Origin of the sequence: Atopobium fossor DSM 15642 (assembly GCF_000483125.1) — a bacterium.
Taxonomy (GTDB): domain Bacteria; phylum Actinomycetota; class Coriobacteriia; order Coriobacteriales; family Atopobiaceae; genus Atopobium; species Atopobium fossor.
Map to the genome: position 1 here is coordinate 795,869 of NZ_KI519553.1, position 19,086 is coordinate 814,954.

At 43.9% G+C, this 19,086-nt stretch carries 17 protein-coding genes; 5 read left to right on the forward strand and 12 right to left on the reverse strand.

All coding sequences use genetic code 11. From position 1 onward, the window contains the following. Nucleotides 1-9 precede the first annotated feature (9 nt). The 7 genes from G469_RS0106435 to G469_RS0106465 all read right to left on the reverse strand — a co-directional run bounded on the left by G469_RS0106435 (nucleotide 10) and on the right by G469_RS0106465 (nucleotide 8,329). A complete protein-coding gene (locus G469_RS0106435) occupies nucleotides 10-513 on the reverse strand; it encodes a GAF domain-containing protein (protein WP_028264357.1) in 504 nt (167 codons plus the stop codon). Nucleotide 514: 1 nt separating this feature from the next. Then, nucleotides 515-1,756 carry a U32 family peptidase gene (locus G469_RS0106440; RefSeq protein ID WP_028264358.1) on the reverse strand — a complete coding sequence of 414 codons (1,242 nt, stop codon included), beginning with the start codon at nucleotides 1,754-1,756 and terminating at the stop codon, nucleotides 515-517. A gap of 44 nt (nucleotides 1,757-1,800) precedes the next feature. Further along, a complete protein-coding gene (locus G469_RS0106445) occupies nucleotides 1,801-2,970 on the reverse strand; it encodes a 3-phosphoglycerate dehydrogenase (RefSeq protein WP_028264359.1) in 1,170 nt (389 codons plus the stop codon). Between the two features lie 89 nt (nucleotides 2,971-3,059). Then, entirely contained in the window at nucleotides 3,060-4,139 is a 1,080-nt protein-coding gene (locus tag G469_RS0106450) for an ABC transporter ATP-binding protein (RefSeq protein ID WP_028264360.1), read from the reverse strand. 3 nt (nucleotides 4,140-4,142) lie between these two features. Beyond that, nucleotides 4,143-5,852 carry an ABC transporter permease gene (locus G469_RS0106455; RefSeq protein WP_028264361.1) on the reverse strand — a complete coding sequence of 570 codons (1,710 nt, stop codon included), beginning with the start codon at nucleotides 5,850-5,852 and terminating at the stop codon, nucleotides 4,143-4,145. 124 nt (nucleotides 5,853-5,976) lie between these two features. Then, on the reverse strand, nucleotides 5,977-7,116 hold the full coding sequence (locus G469_RS0106460) for an ABC transporter substrate-binding protein (protein ID WP_028264362.1): 1,140 nt from the start codon (nucleotides 7,114-7,116) through the stop codon (nucleotides 5,977-5,979). Between the two features lie 124 nt (nucleotides 7,117-7,240). After that, nucleotides 7,241-8,329, reverse strand: a complete 1,089-nt coding sequence (locus G469_RS0106465; RefSeq protein WP_028264363.1) for a nucleoid-associated protein — start codon at nucleotides 8,327-8,329, stop codon at nucleotides 7,241-7,243. A 120-nt stretch (nucleotides 8,330-8,449) separates the two neighbouring features. Between G469_RS0106465 and G469_RS08605 the strand changes: the two genes are divergently transcribed. Next, entirely contained in the window at nucleotides 8,450-10,726 is a 2,277-nt protein-coding gene (locus G469_RS08605; protein WP_035425417.1) for an LTA synthase family protein, read from the forward strand. Between the two features lie 99 nt (nucleotides 10,727-10,825). On the opposite strand, the gene G469_RS0106475 is transcribed toward G469_RS08605, so the two are convergent. Next, nucleotides 10,826-12,010: an acyltransferase gene (locus tag G469_RS0106475; RefSeq protein WP_028264364.1), complete on the reverse strand. Its 1,185-nt coding sequence runs from the start codon at nucleotides 12,008-12,010 to the stop codon at nucleotides 10,826-10,828. Nucleotides 12,011-12,215: 205 nt separating this feature from the next. Between G469_RS0106475 and G469_RS08610 the strand changes: the two genes are divergently transcribed. From G469_RS08610 to G469_RS09090, 4 genes are all read left to right on the forward strand, one after another. Beyond that, nucleotides 12,216-14,390 carry an LTA synthase family protein gene (locus tag G469_RS08610; protein WP_051353808.1) on the forward strand — a complete coding sequence of 725 codons (2,175 nt, stop codon included), beginning with the start codon at nucleotides 12,216-12,218 and terminating at the stop codon, nucleotides 14,388-14,390. 24 nt (nucleotides 14,391-14,414) lie between these two features. Continuing rightward, a complete protein-coding gene (locus G469_RS0106485; RefSeq protein WP_028264365.1) occupies nucleotides 14,415-15,164 on the forward strand; it encodes an LOG family protein in 750 nt (249 codons plus the stop codon). Nucleotides 15,165-15,477: 313 nt separating this feature from the next. After that, nucleotides 15,478-15,672, forward strand: coding sequence for a hypothetical protein (locus tag G469_RS0106490; RefSeq protein ID WP_028264366.1), 195 nt, complete (start codon nucleotides 15,478-15,480; stop codon nucleotides 15,670-15,672). A 636-nt stretch (nucleotides 15,673-16,308) separates the two neighbouring features. Then, nucleotides 16,309-16,479 carry a hypothetical protein gene (locus tag G469_RS09090; protein ID WP_156908412.1) on the forward strand — a complete coding sequence of 57 codons (171 nt, stop codon included), beginning with the start codon at nucleotides 16,309-16,311 and terminating at the stop codon, nucleotides 16,477-16,479. A 562-nt stretch (nucleotides 16,480-17,041) separates the two neighbouring features. Here the strand turns inward: G469_RS09090 and G469_RS0106505 are convergent. The 4 genes from G469_RS0106505 to G469_RS0106530 all read right to left on the reverse strand — a co-directional run bounded on the left by G469_RS0106505 (nucleotide 17,042) and on the right by G469_RS0106530 (nucleotide 19,025). Next, entirely contained in the window at nucleotides 17,042-17,227 is a 186-nt protein-coding gene (locus tag G469_RS0106505) for a hypothetical protein (protein ID WP_028264367.1), read from the reverse strand. A gap of 7 nt (nucleotides 17,228-17,234) precedes the next feature. Then, nucleotides 17,235-18,206, reverse strand: a complete 972-nt coding sequence (locus tag G469_RS08955) for a CHAP domain-containing protein (RefSeq protein ID WP_051353809.1) — start codon at nucleotides 18,204-18,206, stop codon at nucleotides 17,235-17,237. A 111-nt stretch (nucleotides 18,207-18,317) separates the two neighbouring features. After that, nucleotides 18,318-18,599, reverse strand: a complete 282-nt coding sequence (locus tag G469_RS0106525) for a hypothetical protein (protein ID WP_028264368.1) — start codon at nucleotides 18,597-18,599, stop codon at nucleotides 18,318-18,320. Nucleotides 18,600-18,602: 3 nt separating this feature from the next. Continuing rightward, nucleotides 18,603-19,025: a phage holin family protein gene (locus tag G469_RS0106530; RefSeq protein WP_028264369.1), complete on the reverse strand. Its 423-nt coding sequence runs from the start codon at nucleotides 19,023-19,025 to the stop codon at nucleotides 18,603-18,605. Nucleotides 19,026-19,086: the final 61 nt, after the last annotated feature.

A 19,086-nucleotide genomic window follows, 5' to 3' on the forward strand; every position in this document is an offset into this window, starting at 1 on the left:
CCTTTCCAACTAGCAAAAAGGTGTAAAACAAGCCCAATCAATGCTCTTCTCGATAGTTGCTACTAAGTTCTCCAACAGAGTTGCATCTTCTATCGAGAAACGCGATAAACTTGCAGAATCAATATCTAAAACTGCTACTACCTCACCAGCTCCATTATGCATAGGCACGACCACTTCAGAATTTGAGGCGGAATCACAGGCAATGTGACCTGGAAATTCATGGACATTTGTAACAAGCTGTGTTGTGTTGGCTGCGGCTGCAGTACCACATACGCCCTTGCCCCATGCAATACGCGTGCACGCAATTTTTCCTTGGAAAGGTCCCAATACAAGTTCGGAAAGGCTACTTGATTCAGAAGTGATAGCAATACTGCGGCGCAGATAAAAGCCAACCCAACTGACATCATCCATAGATTCCCATAAAAGTGCAGCTACATTAGCTAGAGCAGGCAGCCAAGCACTCTCTGCATCTACTAATTCATACGCCTGCTTTATAAGTAATGACTGGGTCATGTCACATTCCTCGCTGCTTAAGGCATAAAATATCAAGTGGATCTACCACAAAGGGAAGCTTTATTTTATAGGTTCCCATAGCGCGCGACATTACCTGAGTTGGGATGTACGAATCATAGCCATTCCACTGCTCGGCTGTACCAAGTACGCATTCACGAATAGGATAGTTTGCCGATAAAACCTGGAGTTGATCGGACGCCTGCGCTTTATTACGACAGTGAACCTGAACCTCGTACATGCCCTGTTCATTGGGTTTATCGGCACAAGAAATCACCGTAGCAACCATAAGCCGATCGCGAACATAATCTATATGGCCAGGATTCTGTGTGGGGTTGCCATAGAAAAAACCTGTAGAGTATGGACGGTGACTTACAGCTTCCAGCTCACTCATCCACACCTCAGCTGGTTCACCATTCAAAACATGACGATAGGCATTGGTTACGCAAGCCGTATAATAGGCACCTTTAGCGCGTCCTTCTATTTTAATAGCAGTAACACCTGCGGCAGCAATATCATCCAAATGATCGAGCATACACAGGTCATTGGAAGACAGAATATAACTCCACTTGTCATCCTGTTCTAAATCCATACGGCGTGTATCTGGCTTAGATTCCTCCACCAACGTCCAGCCCCAGCGACACGGTTGCGTGCACGCACCTACGTTAGCACCACGTTCGCGCCCTACGAGCTCGCTTGACAAAAAACAACGACCCGATACCGCCATACACATGGAGCCATGAGCAAAGACTTCCAGCTCAAGTTCAGAACTTACACGACGGTGCAGCTCAGAGATTTCCTTTAAAGTCATTTCTCGAGCAAGTACGAGGCGTTTGGCACCCAATCGCATGTATTGCTCTGCTGCTAATGCATTCATAACGGATGCCTGTGTAGACACGTGTAATTCAACCTTGGGAGCATATTTTTGTACTAAAGCCATGCCGCCTAAATCTGCCACAATAGCTGCATCAACACCAATTTGGTTGATAAAATCTAGGTAGTGAGGTAAATCATCTGTATCCCCATCGCGCATGATGGTGTTTAGCGTAAGATGAACGGTAGCGCCTTTACTATGCGCAAGCTGCACGGCCTCTTCAAGCTGCGTATTATCAAAGTTTTTACTGCGCGCACGCATCCCCCACTGCCTACCAGCCAAAAAAACTTCATTGGCACCAAAATGTAGTGCCATGTGTAGTTGTTCAGGACCACCGGCCGGGGCAAGCAATTGAAGAGGTAATACAGACATAAAACTCCTTAAAAGACAACTTTGTAAGAGTAACGCAAAAGCCCCTACTCGTCGATGATGCGCGCGCGTATTACACCGCTCATCCGCATGATAACTCCTAACTGTGCACGCAAGTTGCCCTGTGCCTCTATAAGCACATATCCCGTCTGATTAAAACTTGCAGCAGTACGTCCTATTTGTACATCCGCATTACACAAGCATTGAATAATTTTCTGGTCTTCACCCTGATTTGCATAAAATATACCCATACGAGAAGCCCCATTACGAGGGCCCAAATCAACCGTCCCAAAGTTAACTGATTGTTCAATACAACCATTTAACAGATAGTTCTTCACACGTTGCACCGCTATATGTGCACATGCTGCTGTAGCTTCATACGTAGATGCACCCAAATGTGGCAGCAACAACGCGTTAGGCATCTGTATAGATGTTGCATTGGGAAAATCGCTCACGTAGGCACCTACCTGACCAGTTTTAAGTACCTGCGCAAGTACTCCTTCATCCACAAGCTCGGCACGAGCAAAGTTCACTATCGTACAGCCTGGCTTTAGGCATGCCATACGCTTTTTTGATAGCAGATGGTGGTTTGCTGGCGTGGCAGGAACATGCAAACTCAAAACATCAACATTAGCAAGCAGTTCATCGAGGTTAGTTATCACTTCCACACGACTGCTAAGGGTGGATGGTATATCACTATGTGTATAACCAAGCACTCTCATACCCAAAGCAACAGCTTTATTAGCGACTAGCACACCAATAGCACCCAAACCAACAACACCAAGTACCTGGCCAGTAATTTCGTGTCCAATAAAAGTACTTTTTGCTGATTCTATTACTTGTTCCAAGGACTTGTTTTCTGCTAAAGCATTAGATTCAGACACTATTTGTGTAACCCAAGTAGCTGCCGAGAAAAGATTCCTCTTAGACATGAGTAATCCTGCAATGACCAACTCGGCGACTGCATTGGCATTTGCTCCTGGAGCATTAAACACCACCACACCCTGCTCACTGGCACGATTAATTGGAATATTGTTGGTCCCTACACCGGCGCGTGCAATACACAAAAGTGAGGGAGGAAGTACTGTCAAACCCATATCTGCACTGCGCACAAGCACAACATTGGCGTGACTAAGCTCGTCTGTAGGTACAAAGTTGGTACCCAGAGCCTCTAAAGCCGTTGGTTCAATGGTGTTAAGACAGAGGTAGGAATACATATTTTACCTTCTAGGTGTGGATAGACAAAAGCTCCGAACACCCTGCGGTACCCGGAGCTTTACCCTAACACGTCATGTAGAAACTATGCTTACAAAACATGAACCTCATTTTTAGTGAAGTTTACAAAAGCCTCGTCACCGGCATTGTAAATCTTATGCGTACGAGGGTTAAAGTCCGTAATTTTTATAAGGGAATTACCCACCATAACCTGATAGTTCTGATAATGACCCATAAAGCGCGACAGAACTATCTTGCAAGGCAGTACTCCTTCATCTGCAAGCGTGGCAGACTCGGGACGCAAAACAATACAACATTCACTGCCCTTCTCAAGATGTATGCAACCCCCAACCTCAAGCATCTGGCCTTCAAAAGAACAAATGGCGGTGTCATCGGTGGGCTTATCGGCAACCGTTGCATGAAGGAAGTTTGACTCACCAATAAAGTCTGCTACAAACTCATCAACCGGATGATAATACACGGTCTGAGGATCACCAATCTGATCTACAAGGCCCTTCTTCATAACAATAATGTTGTCAGATAGAGCCATTGCCTCGGACTGATCATGGGTTACATAAATTGCAGTAATACCCGCTTCCTGCTGAATACGGCGAATCTCATTACGCATATCTACACGCAGTTTGGCATCCAAATTGGACAGAGGCTCATCAAACAGAAGGACACTGGGCTCAATAACCAAGGCACGCGCCAAAGCAACACGCTGCTGTTGACCACCAGAAAGCTGATTGGTCATACGGTCTTCCATACCCTCAAGTCCAACAAGCTTAAGGATGTTTAAAACCTTTTCTCGAATCGTAGCTTTATCCATCTTGCGAAGCTTAAGACCATAAGCAACATTGTCAAAAATGTTGTAGTGAGGCAACAATGCATAGCTCTGGAATACCATTGCGGTATCACGCTTGTTTGGTGTAATCTCATCGATTTGCTCGTCACCCAAGAAAATCTTGCCTTCATCCGGGGATTCAAAACCTGCAATCATACGCAAGATAGTAGTTTTGCCACAACCAGATGGACCAAGCAGCGTTACAAATTCACCGGGTTCGATTGTGATATTAGCATCGTGGACAGCATAAAAATCTTTGCCTGTTTTGGGATCTTGATAAATTTTGGAAACATGCTCGAGGCGAATTCCTTTTTTTTGCTTAGTCATGAGTTACTCCTCCTTGAGTGCTTGACTGGTTCCAAAGTGCTTCATGACCCAGTTCATTAACAAAACCGAACCGTACGTAATTGCGATAAGAATAGTCGCAAATGAACAGGCCATACCGTATGAGCCCTTGCCCGCAAACTCGTTAATTTGAACAGTGATAAGCAAGAACTGCGGTGTAACCAGCAAGATAACTGCAGAAATTGCAGTAATAGAACGAACAAACGCTGTAACTAAACCAGACAAGAACGAATCCTTAATAAGTGGCAGAGTAACTGTCATAAAGACCGTAAAACTATCTGCACCCATATCATAAGCAGATTCTTCAATGGACTTATCAATTTGACGCAGCGCGGAAATACCCGAACGCGTACCAGTGGGCAATGAACGCACCACAAACACAATAATCAAAATCAGGCCAGTGCCATACAAACCTTGCATAAATCCAGTATGCATAACACCACTGGAGAAACCACGAATATAACCAACGCCCAAAACAGTACCAGGTACTGCCATAGCCAACATGGAAACGGCTTCAATAAAACCACGGAACCTAAAGCGACGCTTTACCACCAGATAAGAAATAATCATAGAGAAAAGCGCTGTGATAGGCGCAGAGATTAACGACAACATAAAGGAATCGCGGAAGGCTTGTAGTCCATGATACTTAGTAAATACCTGTGTAAACCATTTAGTGGTGAGCTCATAGTTTGAACCCCATGAACGTACAAATGAACCGTAAGGAACCATCAGATACATACCAATAACAAAGATTGCTACACCGCCACATAAAATAGAAAGCGGAATTCGAACGGAATTATCCGTAATAAGCATACGAGCACGTGTTGCTTTGCCAGAAAGCGTAGAGGTACTCTTTGCCTCAAGCACATACTTCTGAATCACAAACATAAGCAGTGTAATTGCAAGTAAGACAACTGCCATCGCTGCAGCACCTTGCTTGTCGTACGCACCAGTAATTTGTAAATAGATGGATGTTGCGAGCGTGTCATACGAGCCACCAACAATCATAGGATTAGCAAAGTCTGCAATAGACTCAATAAAAGAAACTAAGAATGCATTACCCAAACCAGGCAAAATCAAAGGAAGTGTAACGCTCGTAAATACCTTCCAACGGCTTGCTCCCATATCACGGGCAGCCTCTTCCAAAGAAGGATCGATGTTTTTAAGCAATCCTTTGAGCATCATGTAACACACAGGAAAAAACGTCATGGTTTGAACAATAAAGATGCCCCAGAAACCATAGATGTTATTATCGTAAATGCCCAGCAAACCACGGGTGATAAGACCCTTCTTTCCAAACATCATGATCATGGAAAGAGACAATACAAAGGGAGGAGATACAACCGGAAGCATAGATACTACGCGAAACAAACCATCCATAAAGCGTGTACGCAACTTGACATATACCTCAACATACGCAAATAAAAGACCGATAAGCGCTGACAAAATACCAACCGCAAAGCCAACCGTTAAGGTATTAGAAATTGCCCGCGTAAACGAAGGCAATGCCATGATACGGTGAAACACATCAAAGGTAATCCCTTGTTCCGATACAACGGAATCCACCATAAGAATGGCTAGGGGATACAAAATAAACAGGGTAAGAAACGCAATCAACACGATGATGGTAGTAACCAAAATCGGGTCGCCCAACAGCTTCTTTCGATCAAGCCGAGCGCTTTGGGTCTTTGCCATACTAATTCCTAACTCGCTGCATCTGTATTTGCAAGTCAAACCGGGCAGACGGTCTTCCCCGCCCACCCGGTCTTTAGAGTAGCAAACTTACAGAGGCGTTACTGCCATCAAAGTTGTGTAGGTGCTATTCCGTCTTGAAACGATCATCGCCGCCACCCAAAGCCTGCATTACATCCTTTACATACTGCTCGGTGTGCTGCTTGGCATCCTCGAAGTCGTAATCCATCACATTGTTTGGATCTAGGCCATATTCCTCGGCAACCTTGGGCTGCTGAGCATTATCAATTACCAAGAACTGATAAGCACCGTTCTCCTGAGCACGATTTACGCAAGCGGGAGACAAAGCATACTCAATCCAGAGCTTGGCGGCATTGGGATGAGATGCGCCCTTAAAAATAGCCGTAGCGCCAACCTCATAAGAAGCGCCAGAAGTTGGAATTTGTAAACCAATATTATCGTGCTCTTGGTCAACAATCTGATAAATACCGTCATGCAAAAAGCCAAGACCGATGGTGCACTCACCAGTACCGATAGCCTTGGAAGGACCAGAGCCGCTCTTGGTATACTGGGCAATATTCTTATCAAGATCTACAAGATACTGAACGCCCTTGTCATGACCATACTTTTGAATAATGGTATTGATAATAAGCTTAGCGGTACCAGCAGTATTGTAGTTTGATGACCAAATCAAACCCTTGTACTTCTCGTCCGTAAGATCTGCATAGTCCTTAGGGGCATCAATTTTCTTGCGCTCAAGCTCTTCCTTATCGAACATAATGCCTAAGATGCCCTTATAAATACCATACCAATCATTGTTGGTAGACTTAAACTTATCAGAGATAAGGTGAGAAGCATTCTTGGGCTCATACTGCTCAAGCAGACCCTTGGAAGACACAACATTGTAAGGATCGGTGGTGCCACCAAACCATACGTCTGCAGAGGGCTTGCCGTTTTCTTCCTCAATCTTTGCAGCTACCTCACCAGTAGACAAACGCTGAGCCTGCACATCAATGCCATAAAGTTTCTTGAAATTGTCGCAAACTGCTGTCATGTGCTCCTCTTCGCAGGAACCATAGACAATCAGTGTGCCCTCTTCCTTAGCAGCCTTGACAAGCTCTTCTGGAGCACCAACGGCCTCTACCGTATTAGTATCTGCAGCATCTGCGGGCTTAACATCATCGCCGCCCTTGCTACATGCAGCCATACCAAGGCCAGCAACAACAGCACTAGCTCCCAAGAAGTTACGACGAGTAAGGTTGATCATAAGAACTTCTTTCTCTTTTGTGGACATCCACCATGGATTCCACAGTTCCAATGAGAATAACTACCGTGCTTAGTTTTACGCACTTTTTAGGCAAGTGTACGTACTATTCGCCCAATGGACGATTTTAACGGTTCTCGATACTTCCAATGTTTTTTATCTCAATAAAAATCTTGCCATCATCACCGCGCTCAAAGGAGATAAATTCTGATGAACCCGCATATTCGGAAGGAAAACTAATCTCAATACCCGTATCCGTTCGGATGCGATGATTTTTAGCCAAGCGCTTGGCAGTAGACTTTGCCACACTTACACGCTCTGGAAGCAACTCCGTGGTTGCCTCGTGCTCATAGCGTTGTGCAGCATCGGGACTGGACTGAGCAAATACAGCCTGACCCACCTCTGCAGGCGTTACATCGCGCGCAGCACTTGCTTGCTCAATAACATAAGATTTGGCCTTAGCCGCAGCAACAGCCGGTTCCAAACCGTATTCCTGCGCAACATCCTCCACCAGTTTAGTTACCGTAGTCACAACCTCTTTGCTAGAAGCAATGGAAGAACACTTAAGCAAAACCTCTGGAATGATATAAGATTTTTTGCCCATAACTACACGCTCAACATCATGAAAATCAATGTCTAAATTGCTACCCTTAACCACAGCATAGGTATCGATCTTCTGGGATGGGTTAGGCAAGGTAGAATCGTGACGAACAATATCGTTATACGCCTGACCCTCCATATTGCGGACATCATGTATGAATGCTTGCCTGCGGGGCAGGAGTAGCAATGCAAAGCCACGGCTACCCTCACTATCGTAGGCATCTTCCGTCTTTGGCACTACAAGTGAATCTATATCATTACTAACTTGTTGTTTGATTTTCATATCACCCGTATCAACAAAATCAACCACTAGTAAATCGCAGGCGTCTAAGTCTTCACTCTTGTGTAGTACATCGTAAAAACTCAGTGCAATATCTGCGGAAACATCAAGAAATTCACGCTGTCCGGCAAAGTAGTGCACAAGTTCATCTTTAAATGACGAGCTTTCTGCAAATTGACCGTGTTTTGATTCTGCATTTGCCAAAATGCGACGGACACTTCGTGTCACGTAAGATTTAGTTTGCTTAACCTCAAGATCTATTTCACGCTGCGAGATATCACACTCGCCTATTTCTAATTCAAAACCGTGCAAAACTGCATGATTAATACGAAGCACAAAGTCCCCCTCAAAAAATTTTTTGCGTCAGACACATAAACGCCTGTAATAAAAGTCAAAATAGTTATACTAAAAGAACTTTGCTTTTTATAGTAAATCCTTCCTTGGAGTTGAAAAAATATGACTGATTTGACCATGCTTCATGCTCATTGGTCAATACTCCCTTTTGTGCTTTCGCTAACGCTTCTTGCACTTTCCTTGCTTATCTGCTGGCAGCGTAAGAAATCACATAAACATATCTATCTAGGAACTTTTGCATGGCTCATCCCCATCATTGGTACGTTTAGTGCTATGGCTGTTATGCTTGTTCTAGAGCTCACATCTTTGACAGAAAGTGTATTCAAGCTAAGCAATCTTGCGATTTTCTCAGCAGGATTGCTGATAGTTTTTCGAACTTCAATACGCGAGGCTGCACAAAACCTTATTCAAAAATTTGCGCAAAGCAACTCTCATCCAAAACAGATTCTGGTTCGTATGTTGCTAGGGTTACGAACTACCCTACTCATTATTTGTATTGCTTCTCTTTCCTGCTTATCTTTGGAGTACGCTCAAAACCCTCAAATTTTTGAGACTGTTCAACTGCCGTTTGTATTTGCCGGCATTGCGCTTACGTCACTTTTTCTTGCCACGCTCTATTTTGTTGCCCAACGCCATGGCACGCTCATGCCACTACTGAGTTTTACCTTCTTTGGCTTTGGTCTTGGTTGTTACTTTCTTTTACGCTTTAAGTCCACGGTAGTAATTCCATCTGATTTTTTGGCATTAGAAACTGCTGCTTCTGTTGCCAATGGATTTGTGTATTACATTACGGAAGAAGTGTACTGGTCTGCAGTGTATATGTCCTGTGCATTTGCCCTATCTTCTTGGCTCTATCCTCTCCCCTTAACTTTTGCGACGCCCACAGCCAATACTCCTATCAATAAAGATAACGCTTATAATTTTGCAGAGGCTCATAGTTCTGCTTCGACAACAGAGCCTCCAACAAATCACACACGCTTCCGTTTACCGCAACTTACTACTTTTTGGAAAAACACCATTACTGGAATAGCGCTTCTTATCCTCTGTATAGCCATAACAACAATTCCTGTGTATAGGGATTTAGGTGTTCAAACCTTTTATTGGTCAACATGGATTTCCTATCAATCTCAAGGATCACTTCTTACCTTTATTTCTGAGTGCCAAGACCTCAAGATTAAAAAGCCTGCAGGCTACACCAAAAAGGATGCAAAAAAGCTTATTGACTCTTATGCATCAGCCTACAACAAATCCATCGGCGCCTCGAAAGAACGTAAATCTGCTCAGGCACAATTTGACAAGAATAATCCTACTGTCATTGCCATAATGAACGAAGCATATACAAATCTTGCTCATTTTGATGGACTGCACTCAGGCTATACAGGCGAGGAATTTATTACCAATGGCATGACCGATGCACTTCAATCTGGAGATTTACTCGTATCCACCTATGGCGGCGGAACATCTAATACTGAGTTTGAATTTTTAACCGGCGAGTCTTGCTATTTTGTTGGCGAAGGTAATGCTTACTCGCTTTATGATTTTACCGATGTTGATTCCCTGCCGCATATTTTTAATAAGTTGGGATATACCTCAACCGCAATTCATGCCTATAATCCAAACAATTGGAATCGTAAAAACGCCTATGAAACTCTTGGATTTAATTCATTTATCTCTGGGGATTCATTTAGTGATGCAGAAACCTGGCGAGAATGGCCATCTGACAAAGCAACCTATCAAAAAATTCTTGAGCTACTCTACGATAATCAGGATCCACAATTTATTTTGGACGTAACTCTCGCAAATCACTCAGGCTATTCTCAGCATTTAGTTGATGACTCGTATCGTCCTGGATATACACCTGATTTTGGCAATGAGGCTCTAACCGATGAACTCAACGAATACCTAGGTTCTATGAAGCGTACCGATGAAGATTTGCAATGGTTTGTAGAACAACTCAAGCAGCTTGATAGACCTGTTGTATTGGTATTTTTTGGTGACCATCAGCCTTCATTCACTACAGCATATAACGACGCCTGGTTTAAGAATGAACCACAAGCGGCGCATGTTGCTCGTCTCTATCAGACTCAGTATGTCATGTGGGCTAATTATGATGTTGCTGGAAATACACAAGAAAATGATCAGAAATTTACTGCCGCATCAAGTCTTGCAAGTCATATGCTCAACGCCATAGGGGCTCCTCTTACAGACTTCCAAAAGGCACAGATTGTTATTGGCGAGAAACTCCCCGGAGTTGGTCACTACACCACACTTGGCTCTGATGGTAATTGGTACTTCCCTGATGACAAGAGCGCTCCAAGTTATTCTCTGCAAACAACCTTGCAAAAAATGAGCTACTACAACTTTGCAGAACGCGTATAACAAACGTATTCAACAAATGCTGGAGTAGCTCAAAGGACCTATTCTGCCTTGATATACGACGTATAAAGCTTGGCGTTATATCTCACTTGGCGCTATATCTCAGTTACGAGTCTTTGACTTTTGAGATGTGCAAAACATTTTACGCAGCAGATTAAAAATCGTCTGATAACACCAAACAAATACACCAACCATACCAAAGATTAAAAATCCTTTAATGATAGGATGTGTGCTCATAAGCAAAGACATGTGTGGATGTGTACCAAGTTTAGTGCCTAGCCAATTAATTGCAGGATAGTGGAACAAGTAGATACCAAATGTTACAGCCGCAATCTGATTAATAAGAGACTGCAGCCAGCTGGGCAATTTTTGAAGCATGGGTTCAGAACAACGAACGGCATAAAAAAGCGCTATTGCCTGAATGACAGTAAGGAGGTTGCCGGGACTTGTCCAGAAATTATCGGTAGGCTTATCTGGAAAATACAGTCCTGCAGAAAAAACAGTGGCGGTATTAGCAATACGTGCCATAAAATACATAGCCACCAAGGATGTCACTAAAGATGCAACAGCAATCAATGCACCTTTTTTAGATGGTTCTATATAGTTGGCTACAAAGTAACCCAATACATAATAAAACACCCAATTATCTGTAAAAAGCGGCCAGGAAAACAGTTGGGAAATGCCTGCAAAGTCATGAAACCAATTAATAGTAGGCAGTACAAATCCAAGTACACACGAAATTAAAAGGAATAGCTTGAGGAGCTTCTCATCATCAACCAAATATGCTAACAGAGGTGTTAACACGTACAGATATATAAGAGAATACAAGAACCAATACACATCGCAAATCTCATTCATGCAAAAGCGACGAATAAAGTCTTGTATACCAAAATTGTCCGCTAGCTCCTGGGCTCCATAAAAGTGAGTCGGAAATAGACCATATACAAGATACGCAATAATGCTAGACACAATCAAAGGGATCACTACACGTTTGACTCGCTTTGTTAAAAACTGCTTAGTAGAGTACTTCTTGCGATACCCAAGGAGATTTGCTCCACTGAGCATGAAAAACACAGGGACAGAAAACTTGCCCAACACCTGCCAAAACAAAGATGCGTACCATACTTCATCACGCACTGGTGAGAAGTACACCAATGTGACATGTAGCATGACCACTGCAAAACACGCCAAGCTGTTTAACACAGAATAGGACAGCAGTTTTTTGCGATAGGCAGGCATCTTTTCTTGTGAAACCATCGCTACATCTTGGCTTTGTTCTTCAGGCACGAATACTCCTCTATTGGCAATCATCAATTTGCTTCTCTAGTATATGTAGTTTTTAATCTTGCCGCACTCAACCAACAAGGTATAACGGGTAAGCGGTTTGCCAAACTTTGCTTATGTTGTAAAAAGTTGGTTATGACAAACACTTAGTAATAAAATGTGGATGATAAATTTTGAGAAGCGTATCCGATTGATTTGAGACGAATCCATGAACTTTATTCAGATGCTATTTGCAGGCACTTTGCCGTTTATTCCCATGGCGTTTATTTTGCTGCTTTTTATTTTTACTGCCGTAATTAAACTGCTCACCAATGCCGAAAAGCCCTTGCCACTACCCCTGCATATACTGGACAGTAATGCATATAGCTTCATCTTTGGCTGTGCTGGTCTCTCGGTATTTTTTGGTCTTGGTTGGTCTTCAATTTTAATGACAATCTTAAGCGCTACTGTACTATTTGGCTTTGCGTTTATTGCAAGCAAGCGCAAAACCTATAGCGCACAAATTGCCACAGCCTTACATACACTTCCGTATCGTGCGCAAATTGCGCTGGTAGACGTGATAGCTGTAGCTTTACTGCTTTTCTCGGCATTCTACGCTCTAGAAGCTCCTTATAATCCTGGCTTTGTAGCGGTAGAAATACCCTTCTTGTTTATGGACCTAGGTCTTATGCTTTTGGCAATACTGAGTGTCTATTTTATAAGCCATCGCAACGCAATAGCCAACATTGTCCTACAGGGATTTTTCTTCTTCTGGGGCATTGCTCAATATTATTTATGGCAATTTAAGAATACTGCTATTATGCCAGCAGACCTTTTTGCTTTAGGCACCGCAGCTGCTGTTTCTGCTAACTACTCGTATGCCTGGAAAGATACCGCATTGGTAGGTGTCATGGCCTTTTGCTTTGGTCTGCTCGTTATTGCTTATCTTGGTAGCATACGTGCTGAACTCAAAAATCAAGCACAGATTACAGTTACAAGGCAGCTCACACTCAAGTCTATTGGTACCACCATGCTTATTGGCCTTGTAAGTGCTGGCTTATTGGCAAGCGCACTGATATTTCCCAACTATACCCAAATGGGTGCTGCTATTAATTATTTCTGGCCACTCTATGTATTCCGTCAGCATGGTGCTGTACTTACTTTTACGGCCGGAGTCCAAGACCTTATCATCAAAAAGCCTGCGGGATACAACGATGAAAATGCTCAGAAACTATTGGATAAATACGTAGCCCAATACGACACCACATTAGACAATACTGAGGGTCGTCAGGCAGCTGTTGCCCAATATAATAGTATAAAGCCCAATATCTTGGTTATCATGGACGAAACCTTTGCGGATTTATCCGTCTTTGACAATATGCATGACAACTACACCGGTCCTGAGTTTTTTAATCGTGGTCTTACAGACTCTCTGGCAGAAGGTAAACTGGCTGTTTCTGTTCTTGGTGGCGGTACGGCCAACTCAGAATTTGAGTTTCTCACAGGCAATAGCATGGCCTACATTGGATTGGGCAAGTACCCCTATTCCATTTATAGCTTCCCTAACTTTGAATCTTTACCAGCATTTCTCAAAAAGCAGGGCTATGGCACCTCGTCTATGCATCCCAATCTTGCAAGCAATTGGAATCGTGAGAAAACCTATGCAGACATGCAATTTGATCGCTTCTACAGCATTGATGACTTCCCTGATGCACCTGTATTCCATAATGGTGTTACCGATAAAGCCACTTTTGATAAGTGCTTAGATATCATCAAAGCCGCTGATAATCCGCAGTTTGTATTTAATGTAACCATGCAAAATCATTCAGACTATACCAAGAACAATATTCCGGCAGATCGTCTTACCAGCGTACATCCTTCTGACTTATCCTCGCCCGAACAAGATGGCATTCTTAATGAATACCTCAGTTGCATTAAGGCTTCCGATGAAGACTTGGAAGATTTAATCAACCAGCTTAAGGAGCTAAAGGAGCCAACTATTTTGGTGTACTTTGGTGACCATCAACCCAACTTCACACCCACTTACAACGATGCATGGTTTAGTGAAGAATCTGATCTTATCCATACTCAACGTCTTTATCATACTTCCTACATTATGTGGGCAAACTACGACGTTGCTGGCGCGTCACAAACCACTCAAAACAGCTACAGCAGCCCTAACTACTTGGCTGCACAAACGTTATATGCCATTGGCGCTCCTCTTACGGACTACCAAAAAGCACAGCTTGCCATTCGTACACAAGTCCCCGCCATTAATGCGTTTGGCCTTTTAGATGATAAGAACAGCTGGCATAGCCTTACTCAAACGGACGATTCTATGCATGCTACCTCAGAAGAATTCCGAACCATTACATACTTTGAGTTTGCAACTAAAATTAAATAACACGCTAACCGAGGAGAACATACAATGACCCCCGAAGATCACACAAGCCCTCTTGGCCCAAGCTATCACCGCGGACCCGTAACATTACGTGGAAAAATGATTCCACAAAGCACATCCACCCAACATTTTTTATCATCAGACTATAACTCGGACTGGATTCACAGTGATCCGTGGCGTGTGTTACGCATTCAAGCGGAGTTTGTAGATGGTTTTGGAGCACTTACAGAGCTTGGCCCCGCTATCTCCATATTTGGATCTGCTCGCACTGCAACAAACAATCCCTACTACCAAGCTGCTCAAACTATGGGCAAGCTCATAGTACAGAAAGGTTATGCGCTTATCACGGGTGGTGGTCCCGGCATTATGGAGGCAGCAAATCGTGGTGCCACAGAAGCTGGTGGTGTATCTGTAGGTTTAGGTATCGAGCTTCCTCATGAACAAGGCATCAATGACTGGGTTAATGTAGGGATGAGTTTCCGCTACTTTTTTGTACGTAAAACTATGTTTATGAAGTACTCTTCAGGCGCAATTATTTGTCCCGGCGGTTTTGGCACCCTTGATGAAACGTTTGAGTTTCTCACCCTTGTACAAACACATAAGGCACCTTCTATGCCTATAGTAATGTTTGGCACACAGTACTGGGCTGGCCTGTTTGAGTGGATTACAACTACCATGCTAGCCGAAGGAACTATCTCTCAGTTTGATACATCACTTATTACGTTCACCGATAACCCCGAGGAGGCAGTTGCCCGCGCTTGTCCAAACCTCTCTTAGTTTTTCTGCCGAGAAGCGCGGTGTAACCAAGGATTTATTGTCCCTATAAGCAGTTGGTATATCCTTCAATCCTTGAACAAACAAAATAACTTTGTGATATCCACAAAGACATACGATACTTAAGTTTTTATTGCATACTAATCTATCCTCAGCTATACAAAATAGTTGAGGATTTTTATATTATGTAGCTTATTTGAGCTTATTACCTGCAAATACGTTTACCAAAAAATATCTTGCACAATTGTTTCTAACATGTTACAAGAATAGTGTAATGAATAACGTATCCTGTCTTTGATTGGAAAGGGAGTGTTTTATGGGACCAATTTTTTCCTTTTTGCCCATGCCTCTTATGATTGCAGCACTCACCTTATGTGAAGTTGCTTCTCTTGCCGCTCTTTTGGGCATATGTACGTTGATTAAAAAGATTGTTGATAAGGTTACCGGTACGCCAACAGGTCATTACAATTCTATGACCTACCCCAGCGAAATGGAATTTCGCTGCATGTAGAATCTTTACTCCGCTCATTTGCCAAGCATAGCAACAACTTGAGCAACATAAGACCTGCTTTGCATTCTTTGCAAAGCAGGTCGATTTTTTATTGGCAATGCAATTTTTCTTGAACAAAAAGGGTTTCTTTAAAGAAGAAACCCCAGGTAAAATACTATGGAGGCGGCACCCCGATTCGAACGGGGGATCAGGGATTTGCAGCTAGAAAATATACATTTTTGATTCATTTTACAACCATGTTTACCAGCTATTTTACTAAATTTATATATCAAACCATTACCGATTTTATACACTTTACAACACTTTATAACAACTTTAGCGTAAAGTTGCGTAATGAAATGCTGGCATTTGAACCTTAATTATAGGAACTTTCACTTATGCACATTATATGATGAATACACTATATATTGATTATATAATGGTTCCACCATATAATAGTAAATAACGAAAGACACAAGGTCTTTCCCGAGCACATAAAGAAAGGAGAAAGCCATGAGCGTAACGTTAAGACTTGGCCGTTTCCACGTCACGTTCACCGTCAGGATTTACATCCTGTAAATGGTGAGCGTCCTCAACCAGCCCCTACGGGGGCTGGGGAAAGGAGGTACTCATGACTTTCTTAGATAGGAGTATATCATGGCAACACAAGCACAGCTCAAAGCTACAGAAGCCTACCGGAAGAAGAGTGTTAAGACATTTAGCCTGAAGTTCTTCCCGGCTGACCACGATTTGTACGAGCATTTGCAAAACCAGCCAAAGAAGGCGGAGTATTTGCGTGAGCTTATCCGTAAAGACATGGATAAATAGTCGTAAAGCTACTTTTAGCGCCTTAAAACGCCTTACAACAAGCCGTTTGCCTGCACAAATATACCCGCTGGTTTCTGCCAATCCTAGCTGTTAAGGACGCGTACTCCCAGCGGGTTGCTATCAATACCCCGGATTTCGGCTCCGAGGCGTTGCCACATCCAAAGCTTTAAGCAAAGGACTCACTAAGAGTATACAAGACTCGTCGGACAAAATGGACATGTATGTCCAATAAAAAAGACCCCTCACCTACCATTTGGCAAGTGAGGGGTTCGGCTTGCAACCGCGAATTGCATTGCCTATACAGTAGCTTGTATTGGTTTTAAGGACGTGCCCTGTAAAACGCCCGTGGTATTCACTGGTCTTGCACTACCACAATGCTACTGCCAGCTTGGGATATGGGGGCGTACCCGCCAATATCCGTCATCGTTAATATTGTACCAAAAGGCAAGGGGCGCCACTGTGACAGCGACGCCCCCGGGATCTCCTTCTACCGCTGGTAGATGAGAAAGCATGTGTGGGGATTTGCACATCATTGAGAGGTGTCCCCAGCTCTATTTACATACTACCCCTTTACAATGACACTACACCGCTTCTCTTCATCAAACCACGTAACCTTTACGGCTAGATAGTGGTCTTTGATGAATCGCTCAACACCTTTGCGAGATGCAAAATACTCAGTGCGAATTTTTGAGTAGCGAAAGCCAAAGTTATCCGAGATAGTGCTCCACACCGTAAGTTTCCAATCCATGGCACACCTACGGCTTAATATGCAGCACGCCGTTTGCGTCAGCAGATGCCATGACATCACCTGTGGCCATAGAGCCATCTGGCATAAATGCATAGCTATTACCACCGGACACGGCAATGGTATCGGTCTTGATGGCACCAGAACCATCCGTGAGATACCACTTGCCATTATCCAGTATCCATCCCAGCTTCATGTCGCCGTTGGTATCGAGGTAATACCACTTGCCCTCATCACGCACCCAGCCTGTAGCCATATCACCGTTTTTGTTGAAGTAATACCACTTATCCCCTATGGCTTGCCAGCCAGTCACCATGGCTCCAGATGCGTCTAAGTAATACCAGTATCCATAGCGCTGTAGCCATCCGCGGCACATATAACCGTGTTCGTCAAAGAAGTACCATTTTCCATCGATAATTTGCCAGGCATCTTTTGCATAGCTGCCATCGGCGTTTTTATACCACCAACCGGTATTATCTTGTATCCAGCCGCCCTCTACGTAATTGGGACGGATTACACAATTGACACTCTTAAAGCTGCGGGTACGACGCGCTACCCTGCCGCCATTGGACTGTGAGCCACTAGAGCCAGCCGACGTATTGCCCTCAATAGTCTGTAAGTAGCTGCCGCAATTCTTCTCAACGATGCCTACGTGGTCACACACGCCATCGCCGCCCCAGTCGAACAACACTACATCGCCAGGGCGTGCGGCGTATTTGTCTACAAGCATTCCAGCAGCTTTAGCCTTGTTCTTCATATACGGGCAATAGGCTTCTGGTACAAATGGCTCGTAGATGCCTAGCTTGTCGAAGAGGTAACTTGCAAACATTGCACAGTACGGCACGCCACTTGTGCCGTAATAAGGCTTGCCTACGAGCTGTGCGTAGTGTCTGCCGTACTTTGTGCCTGGAAGTGGGTCATCAAAGCGGTTGTAGCCAATTTCTGCTGCAGCTGCAGCTAAAAGCTCATTAGCTCTACTCATAGCTGATTTCCTCCACTTCTGCCACATCGTCTTCGTCATGGATATCTTGCGTGCTCATAAGCTCTTGAAGCTTCTTATCGTCAAGCTCATCTTTTGTCATATCGTCCATCTCTACACCTCTACAATCGGCACGCCATACATCTCACAAGCCATATGCTCGATAATGCAGCTACGAGCAGTCTGCCAATCTTTGGAGAAGATGGCTTTATCGGCTATGTCTAAATCCTGCAATGCTCGGCCTAAATGCCACAGCTGATGCTCGCCGTCATAAGCAATCGAGCAATTGATTACCATATCATCATGGTCGAGTGTGGCTTTGATGCGCTGACGTTCTGCTTTGATTTGGTCTTTAGAAAGACCACGCATAGGCTGCGAGATAAATACACTGGCCATGGCTTACTCGCTTTTTCCGCTGTCAGCACTTGCACTGTCCTGGACGGTCTTCAGTAGCTTAAAGACTGCATTATTAGCAAGCTCAGGATTTATCGTGCCAACAATCTCAAGAATTGATGCCACCTCAGCACAGATCAAGGCCACGCAGATACCAAGCAGCACAGGGGTTTGTGTGCCAAGGTTAAGACCTCCCGTAAGTGCTCCGTCTACCACTACGCCCAGCAGAATTAAGCAAAGCTCACTGCCTTTGTGCATAGCACCTTCGCGTGCCTTGTACGACGCGTAATTGTGGTTTGCAGCTGCGCAAATTGACCCCATGAGCACATCAATGACCATAAGCACCAGCACTGCCGTCAGTGCCACTTTGACCTGCTGAGAATCACGTACCTGCGCTAGGTATACGTCAATAAAATAAGGGATGTTCATTTTGTCTCCTTAATAAAAAACAGCCTTTCGGCTGCCTTACAAACCTAATATTTTGTCGTGT

Bases quoted from the DNA above. Each gene is read 5' to 3' on its own strand.
- G469_RS0106435 (WP_028264357.1), bottom strand. From the start codon at position 513: ATGACCCAGTCATTACTTATAAAGCAGGCGTATGAATTAGTAGATGCA.
- G469_RS0106440 (WP_028264358.1), bottom strand. From the start codon at position 1,756: ATGTCTGTATTACCTCTTCAATTGCTTGCCCCGGCCGGTGGTCCTGAA.
- G469_RS0106445 (WP_028264359.1), bottom strand. From the start codon at position 2,970: ATGTATTCCTACCTCTGTCTTAACACCATTGAACCAACGGCTTTAGAG.
- G469_RS0106450 (WP_028264360.1), bottom strand. From the start codon at position 4,139: ATGACTAAGCAAAAAAAAGGAATTCGCCTCGAGCATGTTTCCAAAATT.
- G469_RS0106455 (WP_028264361.1), bottom strand. From the start codon at position 5,852: ATGGCAAAGACCCAAAGCGCTCGGCTTGATCGAAAGAAGCTGTTGGGC.
- G469_RS0106460 (WP_028264362.1), bottom strand. From the start codon at position 7,116: ATGATCAACCTTACTCGTCGTAACTTCTTGGGAGCTAGTGCTGTTGTT.
- G469_RS08605 (WP_035425417.1), top strand. From the start codon at position 8,450: ATGACTGATTTGACCATGCTTCATGCTCATTGGTCAATACTCCCTTTT.
- G469_RS08610 (WP_051353808.1), top strand. From the start codon at position 12,216: ATGAACTTTATTCAGATGCTATTTGCAGGCACTTTGCCGTTTATTCCC.
- G469_RS0106485 (WP_028264365.1), top strand. From the start codon at position 14,415: ATGACCCCCGAAGATCACACAAGCCCTCTTGGCCCAAGCTATCACCGC.
- G469_RS0106490 (WP_028264366.1), top strand. From the start codon at position 15,478: ATGGGACCAATTTTTTCCTTTTTGCCCATGCCTCTTATGATTGCAGCA.
- G469_RS09090 (WP_156908412.1), top strand. From the start codon at position 16,309: ATGGCAACACAAGCACAGCTCAAAGCTACAGAAGCCTACCGGAAGAAG.
- G469_RS0106505 (WP_028264367.1), bottom strand. From the start codon at position 17,227: ATGGATTGGAAACTTACGGTGTGGAGCACTATCTCGGATAACTTTGGC.
- G469_RS08955 (WP_051353809.1), bottom strand. From the start codon at position 18,206: ATGAGTAGAGCTAATGAGCTTTTAGCTGCAGCTGCAGCAGAAATTGGC.
- G469_RS0106525 (WP_028264368.1), bottom strand. From the start codon at position 18,599: ATGGCCAGTGTATTTATCTCGCAGCCTATGCGTGGTCTTTCTAAAGAC.
- G469_RS0106530 (WP_028264369.1), bottom strand. From the start codon at position 19,025: ATGAACATCCCTTATTTTATTGACGTATACCTAGCGCAGGTACGTGAT.